Raw genomic sequence first — 17626 nt, forward strand, 5'->3', positions numbered from 1 at the left:
GGTGAAAGCGCGAACTGAATATCTGCAAGTGTGAAATTAGAAGGAAAGAGGATCGCCATGACCGAAAACAATCGCATCGTGCTGGCCTACTCGGGCGGCTTGGACACCTCGGTGTCCATTCCCTACCTCAAGGAGCGCACCGGCAAGGATGTGGTGGCCGTCTCCCTGGATGTTGGGCAGGGCGGGGAGCGTCTGCAGACCATCCGCCAGCGGGCCCTGGACTGCGGGGCCGTCGAGTCAGTCGTGGTGGATGCCCGGGACGAGTTCGCCAGGGATTACTGCATGCTGGCGCTCAAGGCCAATGCCATGTACGAGGGCGTCTACCCGCTGGTGTCGGCCATCTCCAGGCCGCTGATCACCAAGCATCTGGTCCAGGCGGCCCACCAGTACGGTGCCGACACCATAGCCCACGGCTGCACCGGCAAGGGCAACGACCAGGTCCGTTTCGAGGTCTCCATCATGTCCATCGACCCGTCGCTGAAGGCCATCAGCCCCATCCGCGACCTGGGATTGATGCGCGATGTGGAGATCGCCTACGCCAAGGAGCACCACCTGCCCATCGAACAGACCGAGGAGAGCCCCTATTCCATCGACCAGAATGTCTGGGGACGGGCCATCGAGACCGGCTACCTGGAGGATCCCTGGAACGGACCCACCAAGGATGTCTACTCCTACACCGACGACCCGGCCTTCCCGCCGGTCGAGGACGAGGTGACCATCGACTTCGAGCAGGGCATTCCCGTGCGCATCGACGGCAGGGCCGTCACCCCTCTGGAGGCCATCGAGGAGATGAACCGCCGCGCCGGAGCCCAGGGGATCGGACGTGTGGATCTGATTGAGGACAGGCTGGTGGGCATCAAGTCCCGCGAGCTCTACGAGGCTCCGGGGGCCGTGGCCCTGATCACCGCCCACCAGGAGTTGGAGAACTGCTGCCTGGAGCGCGAACAGCACCGGATCAAGCGCGACATCGACAAGCGCTGGGGCGAACTGGTCTACGACGCCCAGTGGTACTCGCCTGCCGTCCGTTCACTGAACGCCTTCATCGAAGAGACCCAACGCTATGTCTCCGGTCGCATCCGCATGGTCATGCACGGGGGACGGGCCGTGGTCACCGGCCGGCACTCCGACAGCTCCCTCTACGACTACAGCCTGGCCACCTATGAGTCCGGCGACAGCTTCGACCAGAACGCCTCCAACGGGTTCATCGCCATCTACGGCCTGGCAGACAAGGTGGCCGCCGCTCGTGACATGCGCTTCGGCAACGGCATCGCACAGGACGGACAAGAACAGGACGGACAAGAGCGGTGAGCAGCGGCGACAAGCCCATGGCCCTCTGGGGCGGGCGTTTCAGCAGTGGGCCCTCGCCGGCCCTGGTCGAGCTCAGCCGATCCACCCAGTTCGACTGGCGGCTGGCCGACGACGACCTGGCTGGTTCCCGAGCCCACGCTCGGGCCCTCAACCGTGCTGGACTGCTGGATGATGACGAGCTGGCACGTATGGAGCAGGCTCTGGATGAACTCCAGGACCAGGTGGACTCCGGCGCCTTCGCCCCTGAGCCTGGCGACGAGGATGAGGCCACGGCCCTGGAGCGCGGCCTCATTGACATAGCGGGGGACCAGCTGGGCGGCAAACTGCGGGCCGGGCGCTCGCGCAACGATCAGATCGCCACCCTCATTCGGATCTGGCTGCGTCGCCACGCCCGGGTGCTGGCCAAGGACCTGCTGAGCACGGCCCAGGCTCTGATGGATCAGGCTCAAGCTGCGGGAACCACGGTCATGCCCGGCCGCACCCATATGCAGCACGCCCAACCCGTCCTGCTGGCCCACCAACTCATGGCCCATGTCTGGCCTCTTGTCCGTGACCTGGAACGCCTGAGGGACTGGGATAAGCGTGCCGATGCCAGCCCATATGGATCTGGCGCGCTCGCCGGCACCACCCTGGGTCTGGACCCCCTGCCGGTGGCCCGGGATCTGGGCTTTAGCCGGGTCTGCGCCAACTCCATCGACGGGACCGCCGCCAGGGATGTGGTGGCTGAGTTCGCCTTCGTCGCCGCCATGATCGGCGTGGATCTGTCCAGGCTGGCTGAGGAGATCATCATCTGGAACACCCAGGAGTTCGCTTTTGTACGCTTGGACGACGGCTACTCGACCGGTTCCTCCATCATGCCCCAGAAGAAGAATCCGGACGTGGCCGAGCTGGCCCGAGGCAAGGCCGGTCGACTGGTCGGGGATCTGGCAGGCCTGCTGACCACTCTCAAGGGGCTGCCGACAGCCTATGCACGCGATCTGCAGGAGGATAAGGAGGCGGTCTTCGACCAGGTGGACACCCTGGAAGTCCTGTTGCCTGCCTTTGCCGGCATGGTCGCCACCTTGACCTTCAACAAGGACCGCCTGGAGGAGCAGGCCCCCACAGGATTCGCCCTGGCCACCGACCTGGCTGAGTGGCTGGTCAGGCAGGGTGTGCCCTTCCGGCATGCCCACGAACTCTCCGGGGCCTGCGTCAAGCTGGCCGAGGGTCGTGGTTGTGAGCTGGCTGACCTGGATGATGACGATTTCGTCAAGGTCTTCGCTGACTGGGTGCCCGCTGATCGGGCTCCAGAGGTCCGTACTGTGCTGACTGCCGGGGGAGCCGTGCGCGCTCGCCGGGGCCAGGGGGGCACTGCACCGGAGAGGGTAAAGGAGCAGATGGATCAGGCTGCACATGCGCTGGAGGAACTGAAGACCTTCGCCGACTCGCAGTCTGATGGGCCTGCCTACCGTCCTCCCAGGTGATCTTTCTGGTCTGCGTCGGACCGATGGCCGCGCTAGAATGCCCAACGGCAATCCATCAAGGTGAACGGCAAACAGCGAAAGGCGGCGGTGATTATGAATCCGGTGGCACTGGTCCAGGCTTGGTGGGCCAAGCAGCACATCACTCTGGCCAAGGAGCCGCCCGGTTCCCGCCAGGGGCTGTGCTCGCCTCCGAACCAAGGCCGCGACCCGGAGCCATTGACCATGCTGGTGGTGGGCGACTCCATGGCGGTCGGCTGCGGGGTGAAGGACCAGAGCCAGGGCTTCGTTCCTGACATAGCCGCCTGCCTGGCCACCCGGCTGGGGCGTCCGGTATCCTGGTCGACCCAGGGTCGGCTGGGGGCCACCATCCGCAGGGTGCGCTACCGGTTCCTGCCCGCCCTGCAGGACCATCCCGATCTGCTGGTCCTGTGTGCAGGATCCAACGACATCATGGCCAATCGCACCGATGAGCAGTGGCGGGATGACCTGGCTGCCAGCATCGAGCTGGCCAAAAACAAGGGCCGCCAGGTGCTGGTCCTGAGCTCCGGTCAACTTTATCGGGATCCTGCCCTGGGCCGGGCACTCAGGGCCGAGGTGGAGCGTCGGATAGCCCGCCAGACTCAGACCAGTCGTCAGGTCTGTCAAGATGCCTCGGTGCCCTTCGTGGATGCCACCCGCGACGATGTCGGCACCGATCGACCCGACTTCTGGGGCATCGATCACTTCCATCCGGGGGTTGAAGGTTACCGGCGCATGGCCGCCTGCGTGGTCGACCACATCCCTCAAGACCTGATCAATCAGTTGTCTGTGTCTGCGCGTTCCTGACTTAGACGCGGTGGTTTTGCTGAGAGGATTCAGTCGGCCGCCCCGTCTTGGCAAAAGCAGCCAGCGGTTAATCGCCAATCCGCAGTGGTCGATTCACAGTGATTATCCGGTTTCGCCCCCTGGGGATTTCTGCTTGGTGAGGCCTTGTCTGCGGCGGTCCGGGGCTCTGCCGTGTCGGTATCTGTTGCAAGAATAGTAGGGTTTAGCATACATTCATCAAGTATTCGATAGGGAGTAGCCTCTCATGTCGCAGGTCACCGATTTCAGGCAGGCGGGTTTCGACTCGCTTTTCGACGAACTCAAGTGGCGCGGTCTCATTGCCCAGTGCACGGACGAGTCCGAGCTCAGGAAGGTGCTGGCCGACCCCTCGGTGACCTATTATTGCGGATTCGACCCCACAGCTCCTTCACTGCACGTGGGCAATCTGGTCCAGTTGCTCAACATGCGCCACCTGCAGGCGGCCGGTCTGCATCCCATCGCCGTTGTGGGCGGGGCCACAGGGCTTATCGGCGACCCTCGGCAGTCGGGTGAGCGCACCCTGAATCCCAAGCAGACCGTGGCCGAGTGGACCGAGCGTCTTCGTGGTCAGATCGGGCGCTTCCTGGATACCGAGGGGGACAACCCCGTCCGGTTCGTCAATAATTATGAGTGGACCGGGTCCATGAGCACCATCGACTTCCTGCGCGATGTGGGCAAGAACTTCCGCATGGGCACCATGCTGGCCAAGGACACGGTGGCCCGCCGTCTGAATTCCGACGAGGGCATCTCCTTTACCGAGTTCAGCTACCAGGTGCTCCAGGGCAACGACTTCCTGGAGCTCTTCGACCGCTACGGATGCAGTCTGCAGCTGGGCGGCAGCGACCAGTGGGGGAACCTGACCAGCGGTCTGGACCTGATCCGCAAGGTGCGCAATGCCTCCGTCAACGTCATGACCAGCCCGTTGATCACGGACTCCCAGGGCAAGAAGTTCGGCAAGTCCGAGGGCAACGCGGTCTGGCTGGATCCCACCATGTTCAGCCCCTACCGCTTCTACCAGTTCTGGTTCAACCAGCCCGATGACCAGGTGGTCAAGCTGTTGAAGACCTTCACCTTCCTGCCCAAGGCCGAGATCGAGCGTCTGGAGGAGCGGACCGCCCAGGATCCGGGCGCTCGCGAGGCCCAGAAGGTTCTGGCCTGGCAGGTGACCTCCTATGTGCACGGAGAGCATGCCGCCCAGGGGGCCATCGATGCCTCGGGCGCCCTCTTCGGCCGCGGCAAGACCCTGGAGGAGCTGGACGAGGATGTGCTGGATTCCGCACTGGACGGCCTCAAGGTCGATGATGGTCAAGGCGGGCGAGCTCTGCCCGCAGCCCGCGAGGGTCAGCGTCTGGTGGAGGCCGGGGTTGCGGCCGGACTCTTCCGTTCGGTATCCGAGGCTCGTAAGACTGTGGCATCGGGCGGTTTCTATCTGAATAACCAGCGGGTCGAGGATCCGGATCAGGTATTGGGCAACAAGGACTTTCTGCATGGGCGCTTCGCCCTGGTTCGCAGAGGAAAGAAGGCCTTGGGCGCGCTTGAGCGCCGGGCCGGCAAGTAGGAACGTAGAAACGTAGGAATTAAGGACACTGATGGCAGAAGAACACAATCATTCCCGGGGCGATCGCGGACGGGGCCGGGGCGGTTCGCGTCCGGGCGGCTTCCGGTCGGGCGGCCGTCGCTCTTCGGGCTTCCACAAGGGGGGTTCGCACTCGGGCGGATACCGCTCCGGAGGCTATCGTTCTGGAGGTCACCGTTCCGGCAACTTCCACAACCATGACGGCGAAGGCGGCGAAGAGCGTCGTTCCGAGAACAGGAATGGCCAGCGGCCCTTCCGCGGGCGAGGGCACGACCGGTTCGACCGTGACAATCGCGGATACAGGCATGACCGTCAGGATGGTCACGGCGGCTTCCGTAGGGATTCCGACCGGGACCGGCATTTCGACAAGCGTGACGACCGCCACGGCCGTCGGCAGGATGGCGACCGTCCACGTCGGGATTTCCATGCCAACGGGAATGGCGGCTACAGGCATCGCGATCATGACAACGACCGCGGTCGGTCGGGGTATGGTGATCGTCGTTCCGGTCGCGGCTACCAGCGGCATGACCGTGACCGTGATCGTGGTCAGGGCTTCCGCGGGGACCGCCGTCGGGGTGACGACCGGAGGTTTGATCGTCGGCAGAATGAGCGGTCCGGCGGGGATCGCCCGTGGAACAACCGCTCGCGGGATGACCGTCCACGTCAAGACCGTTCACATGGGGACCGTCCCTACGGCAACCGCTCCTACGGCGACCGTTCCCGTGACGACCATCGTCAAGGCGGCTATCGGGGCGACCGCTACCATGGCGACCGCTACCAGGGCCAGCGTGGCCGCGATGACCGTCGCCATGACGACCGTCGCGGGACCTATCAGCGTGACCGCCAGAATGGCTATGACCGCGGTCGCCGCAACTCAGACGGGACCATCTCCTATCCTTCGCAGAACCCCTACACGGATCGCCGGCCTGGCGAGCCCAAGATGCCCAAGGGCCTTGAATGGTCCATGCTCTCCAAGGATGACCGTCTGCGCCTGCGCGGGCTGAGCAAGGAGCATGCCGAGAACATCGGTTTGCACATCCTGGCCGCCTACGCGCTGGAGGAGACCGATCCCCAGGGGGCCCTTGCTCATGCCAAGTGGGCTGCACGGCAGGCCTCGCGGATCGATCTCGCTCGTGAGACGCTGGCCCTGGTGGCCTACCGTCAAGGCGACTACAAGCTTGCCTTAAAGGAGTTCCGCACTGCACACCGCATGAACGGCTATTCCGATTATCTGCCCTTCATCGCCGACTGCGAGCGTGGTCTGGGCAATCCCCGCAAGGCCATTGAGGAGGCCACCTCTGAGGAAGGCAGCCAGCTCCAGGGCGAGTCCAAGGCGGAGATGTTCCTGGTCTATGCCGGAGCCTTGGGCGATCTGGGCCTGTGGGACAAGGCCATCGAGACCGTTCAGGCCCTGGCCAAGGCCCGTGGGCTCAGCGGCGACTACCGGATGCGTGCCGTGCAGGCCGAGCAGAACTTCCTCGAACAGGCTGGTCGCAGCCAGGAGGCCCTGGAGCTGGAACCCCTGCTGGATCGGCTGGAAGCGGAGTATGCCGACGAGGATGAGGACGAGGATGGCCAGAAGGACGGACAGTCCGAGGAGATCCTGATCGACTACGACCTGGAGCACCTGGATTCGGCCATGATGGAGGATCTCTCCATTGACCCGGATGGCGGCGAGGATGATTCGGATGAGGCTGATGTCACTGACGCATCCGAGCAGGGTGCCGATGACGGTAAGGCTGAGGAACCTTCTGAATCAGTAGATTCGAACGATTCAGCGGACTCAACCGGCGCATCTGATTCTGCGGGTTCATCCGACAAAGTTGATTCGACAGGTTCGTCCGACTCAGCTGGTTCGTCCGAAATGCCGGAATCTGAAATGGCAGAATCATCAGATGTTGTGGAGCAGACCGAGGGAGAGTCTTCCCGCCTTGACGCAGAAACTTCGGATGATGGTTCTCAAAGCGGCCAGAACGATAACGAAGCTGACGTAACTGTTACTGACGAAGCTGCTGACAATGGTGATGCGACTATTCAGGATTCAGGATCCGAAGCAGACACCATCGATGCTCAAAATGAACAGGTCAAGGATGAGCAGGTCAACCCGTCCGAAACCACTGATGAAGACAAGGCAGAATCGTGACCGTCTTCCTCAAAGGAACTGATGACGCCCCGGCAAAGACCTACCGTCTGGCTCTACTGGACCTGGATGGGGTGGTCTACCGGGGAGCCGACCCTGTAGAGCATGCGGCCGAGGGTATCGACCGCGCTCAGGCGCTCGGCATGCGAATGGCTTACACCACCAACAATGCATCTCGATTCCCACAGGTGGTGGCCGATCAGTTGCGCGGGTTCGGTCTGACCCTGAACGATGGCCAGGTCATCACCTCGGCCGTCGTTGCCGCACGGATGCTGCGCCGATACCTGCAAAAGGGCGCCAGGGTGCTGGTCATCGGATCTGATCATCTACGTGACCAGATTCGCCTCAATGGGATGGTGCCGGTGGACAAGGCAGCAGATCTGCCAGAGGCCGTTATTCAGGCTTGGTACCCGGAGTTGAGCTGGCAGGACCTGGCCCAGGCCGCCTTTGCCATTGAAAATGGTGCACGTTACTTTACTACCAACAAAGATCAGACCCTGCCCCGTGAAGGTGGCATGGCGCCCGGCAATGGAGCTATGCTCCAACCGGTGATTCTGGCTACCGGAAAGCAGCCGGAGGATTCGGCCGGTAAGCCGGAATCGGCCATGTATGACGAGGCTCGGCAGCTCTTGACCAGCAGCCAGGAGGAGATCCTGAACGTTGACCGATGCTTGCCTGTGGGCGATCGTCTGGACACTGACATCGAGGCAGCCAACCGGGGCGGGTACGACTCCATGCTCGTCCTGACGGGTGTGGCCCGAACACCGGCTATTCTGACTGCACCGGCCAAGTTGCGGCCGACCTATCTGGCTGAAGACTTGCGCAGCCTGACTGCACCACAGCCCCAGCCCAGTAAGGAGGCAGACCAAACCTGGCACTGCGGCGGCCAAACCGCAAGGGTGGACGATGACGGGCATGTCACCCTGCGCGCTCTTGAGGCAGGTGACGATCCCCTGTCTGATTTGGATGCTGTGCGAGCCTGTGCCTGTGCGCTCTGGGAGTACCAGGATCGTGGTGGAGATATGGACTCGCTGGATCTGCCCGCCTTTGTCGTAGGGGCATAGCGGACATGTTTGAAGAGGTCAAGTCCGGACAGCCTGAAGCGAGCGAATCATCCCAGGAATCCAATCACTACGGGCTACATGGGCAGCCTGGTCAGACCGAGCAGCCTGTAGAGTCCGAGCGTTCTGAGTGGTCTTCACGAGCAGACGATGAGGATACAACTGCGTCAGCACCTGAGGAGCCCATGGATAAGCAAGCCATGGCCCCTCTTTTGGAACGTTTCCCTGATTTGGCTCAATTGGATGACCTGGACGATGCCCAACAGGTTGAGCTGCTCGGCAAGGTGCTGGCCGGGCTCCAGCAGGATCTGAATCAGGAGGGCAAGTGAACGATGAGGACACGGTCGTCAGCGCTGGGTCCGGTCGGCGAAGAACTGTGGCTCTCACCCGCGACCGGCTTGACCGCATTCTACCTGCACAGGGACTCACAGATTCGCGTGCCAGAGCCCAGACTCTGATTCGTCAGGGCCGGGTTATGGTTAACGATCATCCGGCTTCAAGACCTGCTCAGAGTGTCCAGCCAGGCGATGTGATCCTGCTGGACCCGGGCGATGACTATGCCTCTCGGGGAGCGTTGAAGCTGGAAGGCGCCCTGACGACATTTGCGGCGCAGGGGATGGCCGGTCCGCGGGGCAGGCTCTGCCTCGATATCGGGGCCTCTACGGGCGGCTTCACAGACGTCCTGCTCAGGCATGGCGCACGGCGAGTTATCGCCCTAGATGTGGGCCACGGACAGTTGCTTGAACGGATTGCCGCTGATCCTAGGGTGATTGACATGAGTGGTGTCAACATACGCAAAGTTCAGCCGGGGGACCTGTCTTATCGCCCGGAATATGTGGTCTCGGATGTGTCTTTCATCTCGCTGACTTATGTCATTCCAGTCCTGCCTGCCTTGCTGGCGCCTGTTGCTAACTGCCTGCTGCTGGTCAAGCCCCAGTTTGAGGTCGGACGTAGCCTGCTGGGTCATCATGGCATTGTGACGGACGAGGACAGCAGGCAAGAGGGTTTGGAGCGGGTCTTGGCCTGTGCGCGTGAGCATGGATTTGTTGTCCGTGCTACCATGCCATCGCCCATAACAGGTGCCCATGGCAACATGGAATATCTACTATGGCTGTCTTGGTCGCAGTCGGCTTAAAGCCTGTGGCTTTCCGCTTCCCACACGACACACCAGACTGGACAGAATCTACAGTTGCGGTAATATAAATGAGTTGTCAAAACGAGTTCCTCGTCGAGATGACATGCGCCAGTAGCCCAACGGATTAGAGCAGCTGACTACGGATCAGCAGGTTGCAGGTTCGAATCCTGTCTGGCGCACGAGAAACCCTTGGAAACATTAGCTTCCAGGGGTTATTTAATATGAGGATCATTTTCTTTCAGACACGATTAGACACGACGGGCGAAAATGCTTTAGTTCAGTTTCCTGTCTCGCTGCTTTCTATGATCTCGGCCACTTCATCTAAACGGTTAGGCCAGAGCGACGCATACACATTCAGGGTATGCTGGCATCTGCATGACCCAAGGCGTTCTGGACCATCTTCACGTCACCCCCCCCCCCCCGTAGCGATGGATAGAGATGCGAAAGTGTGGTGGAGACTATGTATCGTGAGTCCGCTCCCGGCTACCGCTTTCACCCAGATGCGGTTATACCAGTTCTTTATGTTGATGTGTTCTCCGCGTTTGGGCCGGAAAACGAAGACTTTGGGTGGTTGCCCTGAACAGAGCCTTTTGAGGGGGGGGGGGACGACGAGGAAAAGGGGAATCGCAACCCGCTTGTGTTCCCACGTTTTCGCAGATCCTAGGGCTGGTTTGCTTTTATCATCTTCGGTCCAGATTCGTAGGATGTTGACCCGCAGCTTCTCGAAGTCCATATTTGAGACTTTCAGTGCTGCTGTCTTGCCGATCCGCAGACCCACATATGCGAGGAATCGAACTAAGGTGTCCGACATAGATGGATTGAGCTTATCTGTTTTTCTGCCGGTCTTCTGTTTCCACATAGGTCAGATATAGCGCTTCATCTGTGATCTGCTTGCGTGAGAGTTTGGTTCCCGACAGTGGGTCGATAGTAAGCCACTGACGTTTAGGAGTTACCTCTCATATTGGAACACGCTGCCGAAAGTAACTTACACTATGTTGTGAATGCTGGGGGACAGTGGCTTGGATTTGCGGGTTGCCCCGAACATACAAGATGATTCGCCTTTGTTGGAATCCTCGCTCCAGGTGTTTATGTCCGTCTCGGTTATGGCGTTAAGTTGCACGTCGCTCATCGTGGAAGCACTTGTGTCTTCAGTTCGCAACGGTATCAATTGATGCTTGACGCCTTCAGCCCATGCTTCAAACTCTGGTAGTCCTCAGCTAACTCTCTGGAAGTCTGTTGTCGGAGTGCGTCCGGTACGTACTTGCTGCCTCTAAGATTTCCCTTCCCCGCCACCCGACTGCATCTCTGTATTATTCCGTCATATTCAGCTTGAGGAATGCCTTGATGTGTCTGGTATTGGTTCTGCTTGAGTTGGGGTAGTACCAATTGACCTTCTACCTGAGGCCCCTGCCATAGAGTCTTGTTCGCCACCGTTCCGACACGTTTGCGCTTGCCGGGTTCTTGGCTGAGTATGTAACACCGCGCGTCAAGGAATGCAAGACTAGCCTGTGCCGCGGCCGGCCCATGGCTTACGACCACATGCTCGTGGAACGCGCCCACGCCATGCCGGCCGGCATCTGCCCCCGATGCTGCATGCTGAAGGAGCGCATGGACCGGCAGATGCTCGATCCGGGAACCCCCAGCACCTTCACCGCGTTCGCCATCGTCATCCAGGACATGATCGAACTCCAGAGGATGACCGTGCCCGAAATGGCCGAGAAGGCCGGCATCAGCCAGCGCACGCTGAACACGGAAGCCCGCACCGGCATCATCAGCATGACCCACCTGGACAGGCTCCTGCAGGTGCAGGGCCACGGATGGAGCGCCCTGCTCGCCGACATCAGCGACCTGTGCCGCCGCGGGCAACGCTACATCGCCATCATCGAAACCATCAGAAGCAAGGAGACCGCCGATGAGTGAGGAACAGGACGCCGAATTCGCCCGCCGCCTGGAGGAGGCCGAACGGCTGGACGAGCAGGCCGCGAAGACCGTGGGCCTGCGGGTGATGATGGACTGGGTGCTGCTGGCGGGCAGGGCGTACGCGCTGGGCGTGGGCGAGGTGCGGGTGGCCCTGCCCTGCGCGAACCCGGACACCCCGGAGCGTACGCGGCTGATGGTGGCCGCCGTGCTGCGCAACGTGGCCGAAGGCCTCCTGGGCCTGCAGGAAAGCCAGGCCAGGGAACGCGGCAGCGACCCGGGCACCCTCCTGCTGGAGGCCTGCGACCGGCTCGGCCTGCCCTACGCCACGATCAGCGGCTGGCGGAAACAGGCCGGCACGGGCCCCGCATGAGCCGTCTGCGAGGAGTATAATAAGAGGGTGTCCGCGTGCAGGCCATGCGGATGCCTCACCTTATATATAACTTCAGCGGCGTGCAGGCCATGCCAGCCGTGCCAGGGTCCAGGGAGACCGGCGCGGGAACATGAACATCGACTCATCTACCAGCATGAGCATGGCCGCCGCATACCCGGACAGGTTCCCGACGCGCCATGCGGAACAGGAACATCACCATGACGGACACCGCCAACATCATCACCACCGGCACCGGCAAGGAAGGCCTGTGGCCCGGCTCCACCTTCTACCCGGCCCAGACCATCGCGCCCGACGCGCTCATCTTCAGCCAGACCTGCGTCGGCGGCACCATCAGCGGCGACGGGCCCGTGGCCCGCATCCCCTACATCAAGGACGGGCTGGACGCGGCCATCGTCGCCGAAGGCACCAGGATCACGGAAACCGACCCCGACCTGAGCGAAATGTACGTGCACACCCACAAGATCGCCATCCTCACCCCCATCAGCAACGAAGCCGCCGACCACACGCAGACCACCAGCCTCATCCAGGCCGGCATGGTCAAGGCCATCACCGACAAGGCCGACAGGCTCCTCCTGCAGGGCGACGAAGCCGGCATCAAAGGCCTGGCCCTGACCCCCGACATGGTCGACGCGGGAGACATCAACGCCGCCACAGGGCTCAACCCCCTCCTGGACGCCATCGGCAAGGTCGGCGACAACGGAGGCAGCCCCACCGGCATCATCATGGGCTACAGCACCTGGGCCAGCCTGCTCAAGCTCACCGACAGGAACGACCGGCCCCTCATCGCCACCGACATGGCCAACAGCCCCACGCCGGCCATCTACGGGATCCCCATCATCCTGAACATGCAGACCCCCACGGGCACCATCCTGCTCAACGACAGCAGCCAGGTGCTCAGCGCCGCCAGCCAAGCCGCCGTCGCCACCAGCGACCAGGCATACTTCGCCAACGACTCCCTGGCCATCCGCGTCACCATGCGCCTGGGCTTCGGCGTCCTCCGCCCCAACCGGCTCGCCCGACTCACCGTCAACAAGACACCAGCCAAACAGTAAAACAACACCACCAAAGGAGACTCAGCAAGAGCCACGCCTGCCCGGCCACGCCACAGCCCAAACCCCGGGCACAGGCCAGAGCCAGGGCAGGCGGCAAATGCCACCAGAACACAGTGGTTTACAGTAAAGGCCAGGCAGAGATACCCGGCCCTCAGCTATTTAGCGCTAACGACTATGGCACTCATGAGTCTCCCCAACTCATGTGCGGCGTCCTTACCATCATTTGTATCATGAGTGATAATTTCGATATCGACTCGATACCCATAGGCAGCAAGCGCTATGCAAAGAGCGCTCACTTGAGGCATATAAGTGACTGCCTCTTCTAGGTTTTTTGCGTTCCGAACGCGCATAGAATTAGCACACAATTGCAATGCAGCATCTAGAGCCTTATCGCGGGTTTCGCGCTTATGCTGGAGCTCCTCATATTTCCTTGAATGAACAATATTATATACGCCGAGCACCAAGGCAACAATACAGCTGATTGCAGAACAGATGGAACTGACAGCAGTCAAAATAATGTTTATATTCATGCTTACATATTACTTGCGCAGGCTCTTTCCGTGACTGGCAGCGGATCAGAACCGAAGCCAAGACCGCAAGGGAAACCGCAGCGCGCAATTCATGGTATCGTGAAACCAGGCTTCATCCCGTCGAAAAAAATCCGGGATCGATTCCACCCGGGGTGGGGGGTACCTCCCCGGGCACCGCGGATTAACCGCCGGATAGCACCTCCGATTATGCATGCGCCTTTCCGTTCGTTTTTCGCCCGGATTCCGTCTTCCCTAGGTCTCATGGCGCTGGCCGTTCTACGGCCTGTTTCTGTGGCTTGCAGGGGCATTCCGGGAATGCGCCAGGCTCTGCATTCCGTGACAGGAACCGTGTTTTTACCGTTGTCACGTAATAAATTCAAGCATTGATATTACTGAGTTATATGTGTTTTATTAGTCTTGTCACGATATAATTAAAGCATGACACGATGCGAGTTCTGCGGCAAGCCTATCGCTGAGCATTCCGGGAGGGGTCGTCGGCGCAGGTTCTGCTCGGATGCCTGCCGTCAGCGGGCCCATCGGGCGGGCAGGGCGATGCCGGTGCCCCCGGACATGGCCATGGCCGACCGGTGGCTGCGCTGGGAACTAGCCCACAGAGGCGACGGAACCAGCAAGAGGCCGATCCGCTTCGACGGAGGCCCGGCCTCCAGCACCGACCCGGCCACCTGGACCAGCCTGCCTACGGCCGAGCAGTCCAAGGCGGGTGATGGTCTGGGTTTCGCCCTGGGAGGCGGGTTCGCTTGCATCGATCTGGCCCACTGCTACGACTCACGGGGCCACCTGGCCGACTGGGCCAAGATGCTGCTCGCGCCCGTGATAGGCAGGACCTGGGTCGAGATCAGCCCCTCCGGACAGGGGTTGCACATCTGGGGCCGGTGCGCCGAACGCAAGGGCGTCAAGGTGCGCGGCCTGATGGACGCGGAAGCCTACTCGCAGGGCCGGTACATGACCTACACGGGCCACGCCTGGCGGAACAGCCCAGCCAGGCTCGCCGACCTCACCCTCCTCTTCGAAGTAATCAAGCGCATGAGCGCCTAAGCAAAAGCGAACCCGACGCAAAGAACCCAATGGCAGCAGACCGCATCCCACAGCCATAAGCCATGCACCGACCCTAACCCAGAGGTAGGGTCAGGCCCCTAGATTCAATCTAGGGCGATGACGTAAGCCAGCCATACCCCATAGGGACAATGAAAGAAATATCCAGACACGATTCAGACACGATGAACGTCGTTTTTCTCCCAATTTCAGCCTAGCTTTATCTGTATTGATCAGCTCAATTTCCCTTCTGCTATATAGCTTTAGGTAGTTCGGCACAGTATGGGGTATTTGCTCTCAGTACATCAGCGGGTTGCAGGTTCGAAACATGTCTAGCATACAACACTGAAGTCTACAACCACAAAAACTGTGATGCTTTGTAGTTATTGGGCAAAATATCTAGTATTCAAAGATGCAAAATAATATACTTGCATATAAATAGCCCATAAGGAATGTAAAAAGCGCCGTCGAAAATGCCTGATTGCTGGTGCTGCTCTTCAGGCTAACGTCGCGGATATTAGCAGATGAAACATAAATTGTCTTAATAAATCATGAGTGAATGCCAATTTCAGCTTTAGGAAGGTCAGTTTTATCTTTATGGACGGTCCATGGAATTTTTCCGAATTGCTCCCATAATTTTATAGTTGCCGACGTGGTTACAACGGCTCCTAGTAGGCCTATTGCTGATTTCATGTCAACCCATTCGGAGATTGCTAGGAAAAACATGATAGAACAGAGAATCGGATATATTCCTAATACTCGCATCCATTCATAAAATACATCTGGAGATTTTTTGCATGAAAGATAAATTGCAGTAGAACCAATCAGAAACAAGATAACTCCCGACCAAAATGTGACAGCAGCCGTAATTTGGAATGATTCATAATCGTCTATAAGCGTCATATAGGTTTTGAAATCCCCTACTTTTGCATCCCCTACACGTGTGACATTGTCGACTAAGCGTAGTTCATCCTCCGCTCTCTTCCTTCTGATTGAAAGATAGCGGAGCTGACAGAAACCCCATCCTGCACTACCGATACCAATTCCAAGTTCTACAGCTGCAACAATCCGGGTTATCCAGACTTTTGGATTATTTGTCATAAGGATATGCCTTTTCTGCATTTCGCCTTCATATATCATTGACATACTACAGCAGGCATCTGTCGAGGAATCCAATGTGTTTATACTATAAACATGTTCACTGGGTAGTACAAGTTGTGTAGGGTCAATAAACAATGTTGGCTTAAGAAATCAGACCAGTTATAGAGACTATATTACCGCAAATGTCAAGGAGAAGACTGCCAATTATTAATACTGCATAATTCAGTCCAATAGCTGGACTGCTACTCTCTATTTCAAATTCAATTATTTTGATAATGTTGTAGTACAGTTTGTCTCAGTTCAAAATGAAACTTGAAGTCAATCCATATTGATTATTGCTAATTGGCAAGCTTTACTGCTTTTAAAACGTCGTTTTTACCTTCCCTTGATTACTAATTAGCTTTTAAAAAGTAACGAACATTCTCATTATTTACTTTTTGGCAATCTGTATTGAATTACGTGAAAGGTAAATCTACAACTTCTTGAACTCAATATAAGAGACATTCCTCTGTTCTATTATCTTGGGAAATAAAAATTCTAAATTTGCTAAGAAATTAGACGCACTATCTGTTAATAATATGATGCACTCCGAAAGACTCACTTCGAATGTAAGTTTGTTGGTTCGACTACCTATTTGAAATACGAGAAAACTCCTCAACCGCTTTAATCCACCAGCTTTCTTGCTGCTTTCGCAGTTGATTTCGAACCAGCGACATATTGACTAATTATTGGAAGACGATGCTTTCTGGGTTGATGATATTTCAGCGATAGAACCAATTTTATACATCTTACCGACCTGGCGACAAGTTGTTGCTCTCTTTAAGCCGCTCTCATGCTATGTAATAGCAGGCAACTGTTATTGCCAATGTCGTAGTTATTCTGATGTGCGGGTGTCATTTAGGTAATAGCTTTAGATGGCAAAGCCTTGCAAGTATGTTCGCCCGTATACTTATGTTGGAAAGCTCTTTTCTAATTTGGCAGCGTCCTGATTGCCCATCATTTTTTCACTCAGTGACTAAAGTCAAGACTAATCCTTGGTATATCTCTATTGCTGTATCGGGAATTGATGTCAAGTACCTTTGCTGGTGCGGACCACGTTATCTTCGTGATCATGGTATTAGGTCTCATTCTTCCTTTCAATATCTATGAGTATCTTGCTATCTGCTGCAAGCGCCATCTCTATTTGCCGGCAACTCTAAAGGAATGCTAATTTTAGACTTGAAACTGTCAGAAAGTCGGCTGATTCTATAATGCATTGCAGTTAATATGTATTCAATACTGTTACACATACTAGCGGTCCTCATGCGTCTTTCCAAAATGTGAGCATATAAATCGAAGTGTATTGGATTGTGCAGGTCTGTTGCCAGCCTGAACTTTGTTAGAAAGATTAACCGGGCAGCATGCTGTTATGACAGCATTATCTTCACAACGAAAAGGCTGCCTTTGACTATGAGAGTAATAAGCGTAACTGAGTGAACGTTACTTCATTAGCCGCGCCACTGATAATTGTTGTTATACTATATCAGCGATTCCATTTGGGATTGACGTACCGCATAATGAGAAAAAGAAGCGTGTTGGCAGAATTGATAATACCCATCCTTATTGAAAATTCAATCTTGGCATAATAACATCCCTGGTGAGAGACTACTGGAATCAACTGGTAAAGAGGGGGCATGCTAAGCTATTAGCAATAGCACAAAACAAGAATTTGTAGGCTTTTATTTGATCAACGAACGAATAACGTTTGAACTAACGGGTGAATTGGCGGATATCATGTTCGCCTTTCTGCAATGTCTATTTGCCGAGTTTTGTCTATTCCCACTCAGGCTCAATGGTTATTTGGCTTGCAAACTTCAATAGACCTAAATGATACTGGCTGAATGCACATTCGCTTTTGGTTGGTTAGCAACAATAATGCATCTTTGTTAATTATGATGTTGAGGGCTTTGATAGGTTTTCTTGAAGATTGGGGGGGGGGGGGGGGGGGGGGGGGGGGGGGGGGGGGGGGGGGGGGGGGGGGGGGGGGGGGGGGGGGGGGGGGGGGGGGGGGGGG

Annotated in this window: 15 protein-coding genes and 1 tRNA gene; 13 read left to right on the forward strand and 3 right to left on the reverse strand. The window is 57.8% G+C overall.

Features of this window, described 5'->3' with window-relative positions:
* Positions 1 to 57: 57 nt before the first annotated feature.
* From H3U90_RS06710 to H3U90_RS06750, 9 genes are all read left to right on the forward strand, one after another.
* Positions 58 to 1308, forward strand: a complete 1251-nt coding sequence (locus tag H3U90_RS06710) for an argininosuccinate synthase (RefSeq protein ID WP_198177530.1) — start codon at positions 58 to 60, stop codon at positions 1306 to 1308.
* Entirely contained in the window at positions 1305 to 2771 is a 1467-nt protein-coding gene (argH, locus tag H3U90_RS06715; RefSeq protein WP_198177531.1) for an argininosuccinate lyase, read from the forward strand. Before H3U90_RS06710 ends, argH begins: the two co-directional genes overlap by 4 nt.
* A gap of 93 nt (positions 2772 to 2864) precedes the next feature.
* On the forward strand, positions 2865 to 3596 hold the full coding sequence (locus tag H3U90_RS06720; RefSeq protein WP_198177532.1) for an SGNH/GDSL hydrolase family protein: 732 nt from the start codon (positions 2865 to 2867) through the stop codon (positions 3594 to 3596).
* 244 nt (positions 3597 to 3840) lie between these two features.
* A complete protein-coding gene (gene tyrS / locus H3U90_RS06725) occupies positions 3841 to 5172 on the forward strand; it encodes a tyrosine--tRNA ligase (protein WP_198177533.1) in 1332 nt (443 codons plus the stop codon).
* Between the two features lie 31 nt (positions 5173 to 5203).
* A complete protein-coding gene (locus tag H3U90_RS06730) occupies positions 5204 to 7333 on the forward strand; it encodes a helicase (protein ID WP_198177534.1) in 2130 nt (709 codons plus the stop codon).
* Positions 7330 to 8394: an HAD-IIA family hydrolase gene (locus H3U90_RS06735; protein ID WP_198177535.1), complete on the forward strand. Its 1065-nt coding sequence runs from the start codon at positions 7330 to 7332 to the stop codon at positions 8392 to 8394. The genes H3U90_RS06730 and H3U90_RS06735 overlap by 4 nt, the downstream gene beginning before the upstream one ends.
* A 182-nt stretch (positions 8395 to 8576) precedes the next feature.
* A complete protein-coding gene (locus tag H3U90_RS06740; RefSeq protein ID WP_198177536.1) occupies positions 8577 to 8720 on the forward strand; it encodes a hypothetical protein in 144 nt (47 codons plus the stop codon).
* Positions 8721 to 8767: 47 nt separating this feature from the next.
* Positions 8768 to 9526 (forward strand): TlyA family RNA methyltransferase, encoded by a 759-nt coding sequence (locus tag H3U90_RS06745; RefSeq protein ID WP_198177643.1) that lies wholly within the window; start codon positions 8768 to 8770, stop codon positions 9524 to 9526.
* Positions 9527 to 9631: 105 nt separating this feature from the next.
* A tRNA-Arg gene (locus H3U90_RS06750) sits at positions 9632 to 9705 on the forward strand.
* Positions 9706 to 9932: 227 nt separating this feature from the next.
* On the opposite strand, the gene H3U90_RS08490 is transcribed toward H3U90_RS06750, so the two are convergent.
* Complete coding sequence (locus tag H3U90_RS08490; RefSeq protein ID WP_198177537.1) at positions 9933 to 10385, reverse strand: tyrosine-type recombinase/integrase; 453 nt, start codon at positions 10383 to 10385, stop codon at positions 9933 to 9935.
* 680 nt (positions 10386 to 11065) lie between these two features.
* Between H3U90_RS08490 and H3U90_RS06760 the strand changes: the two genes are divergently transcribed.
* The 3 genes from H3U90_RS06760 to H3U90_RS06770 all read left to right on the forward strand — a co-directional run bounded on the left by H3U90_RS06760 (position 11066) and on the right by H3U90_RS06770 (position 12889).
* A complete protein-coding gene (locus H3U90_RS06760; protein WP_198177538.1) occupies positions 11066 to 11446 on the forward strand; it encodes a hypothetical protein in 381 nt (126 codons plus the stop codon).
* Entirely contained in the window at positions 11439 to 11816 is a 378-nt protein-coding gene (locus H3U90_RS06765; protein ID WP_198177539.1) for a hypothetical protein, read from the forward strand. Before H3U90_RS06760 ends, H3U90_RS06765 begins: the two co-directional genes overlap by 8 nt.
* A gap of 218 nt (positions 11817 to 12034) precedes the next feature.
* Positions 12035 to 12889, forward strand: coding sequence for a phage major capsid protein (locus H3U90_RS06770; protein WP_198177540.1), 855 nt, complete (start codon positions 12035 to 12037; stop codon positions 12887 to 12889).
* Positions 12890 to 13044: 155 nt separating this feature from the next.
* Here the strand turns inward: H3U90_RS06770 and H3U90_RS06775 are convergent, their stop codons facing one another.
* A complete protein-coding gene (locus H3U90_RS06775) occupies positions 13045 to 13419 on the reverse strand; it encodes a hypothetical protein (RefSeq protein ID WP_198177541.1) in 375 nt (124 codons plus the stop codon).
* 438 nt (positions 13420 to 13857) lie between these two features.
* Between H3U90_RS06775 and H3U90_RS06780 the strand changes: the two genes are divergently transcribed.
* Entirely contained in the window at positions 13858 to 14475 is a 618-nt protein-coding gene (locus tag H3U90_RS06780; RefSeq protein WP_198177542.1) for a hypothetical protein, read from the forward strand.
* Between the two features lie 546 nt (positions 14476 to 15021).
* Here the strand turns inward: H3U90_RS06780 and H3U90_RS06785 are convergent.
* Positions 15022 to 15573: a hypothetical protein gene (locus H3U90_RS06785; RefSeq protein ID WP_198177543.1), complete on the reverse strand. Its 552-nt coding sequence runs from the start codon at positions 15571 to 15573 to the stop codon at positions 15022 to 15024.
* Between the last annotated feature and the right edge of the window lie 2053 nt (positions 15574 to 17626).

The sequence above is a fragment of the Bifidobacterium sp. W8103 genome (assembly GCF_016100775.1).
Classification (GTDB): Bacteria; Actinomycetota; Actinomycetes; order Actinomycetales; family Bifidobacteriaceae; genus Bombiscardovia; species Bombiscardovia choladohabitans.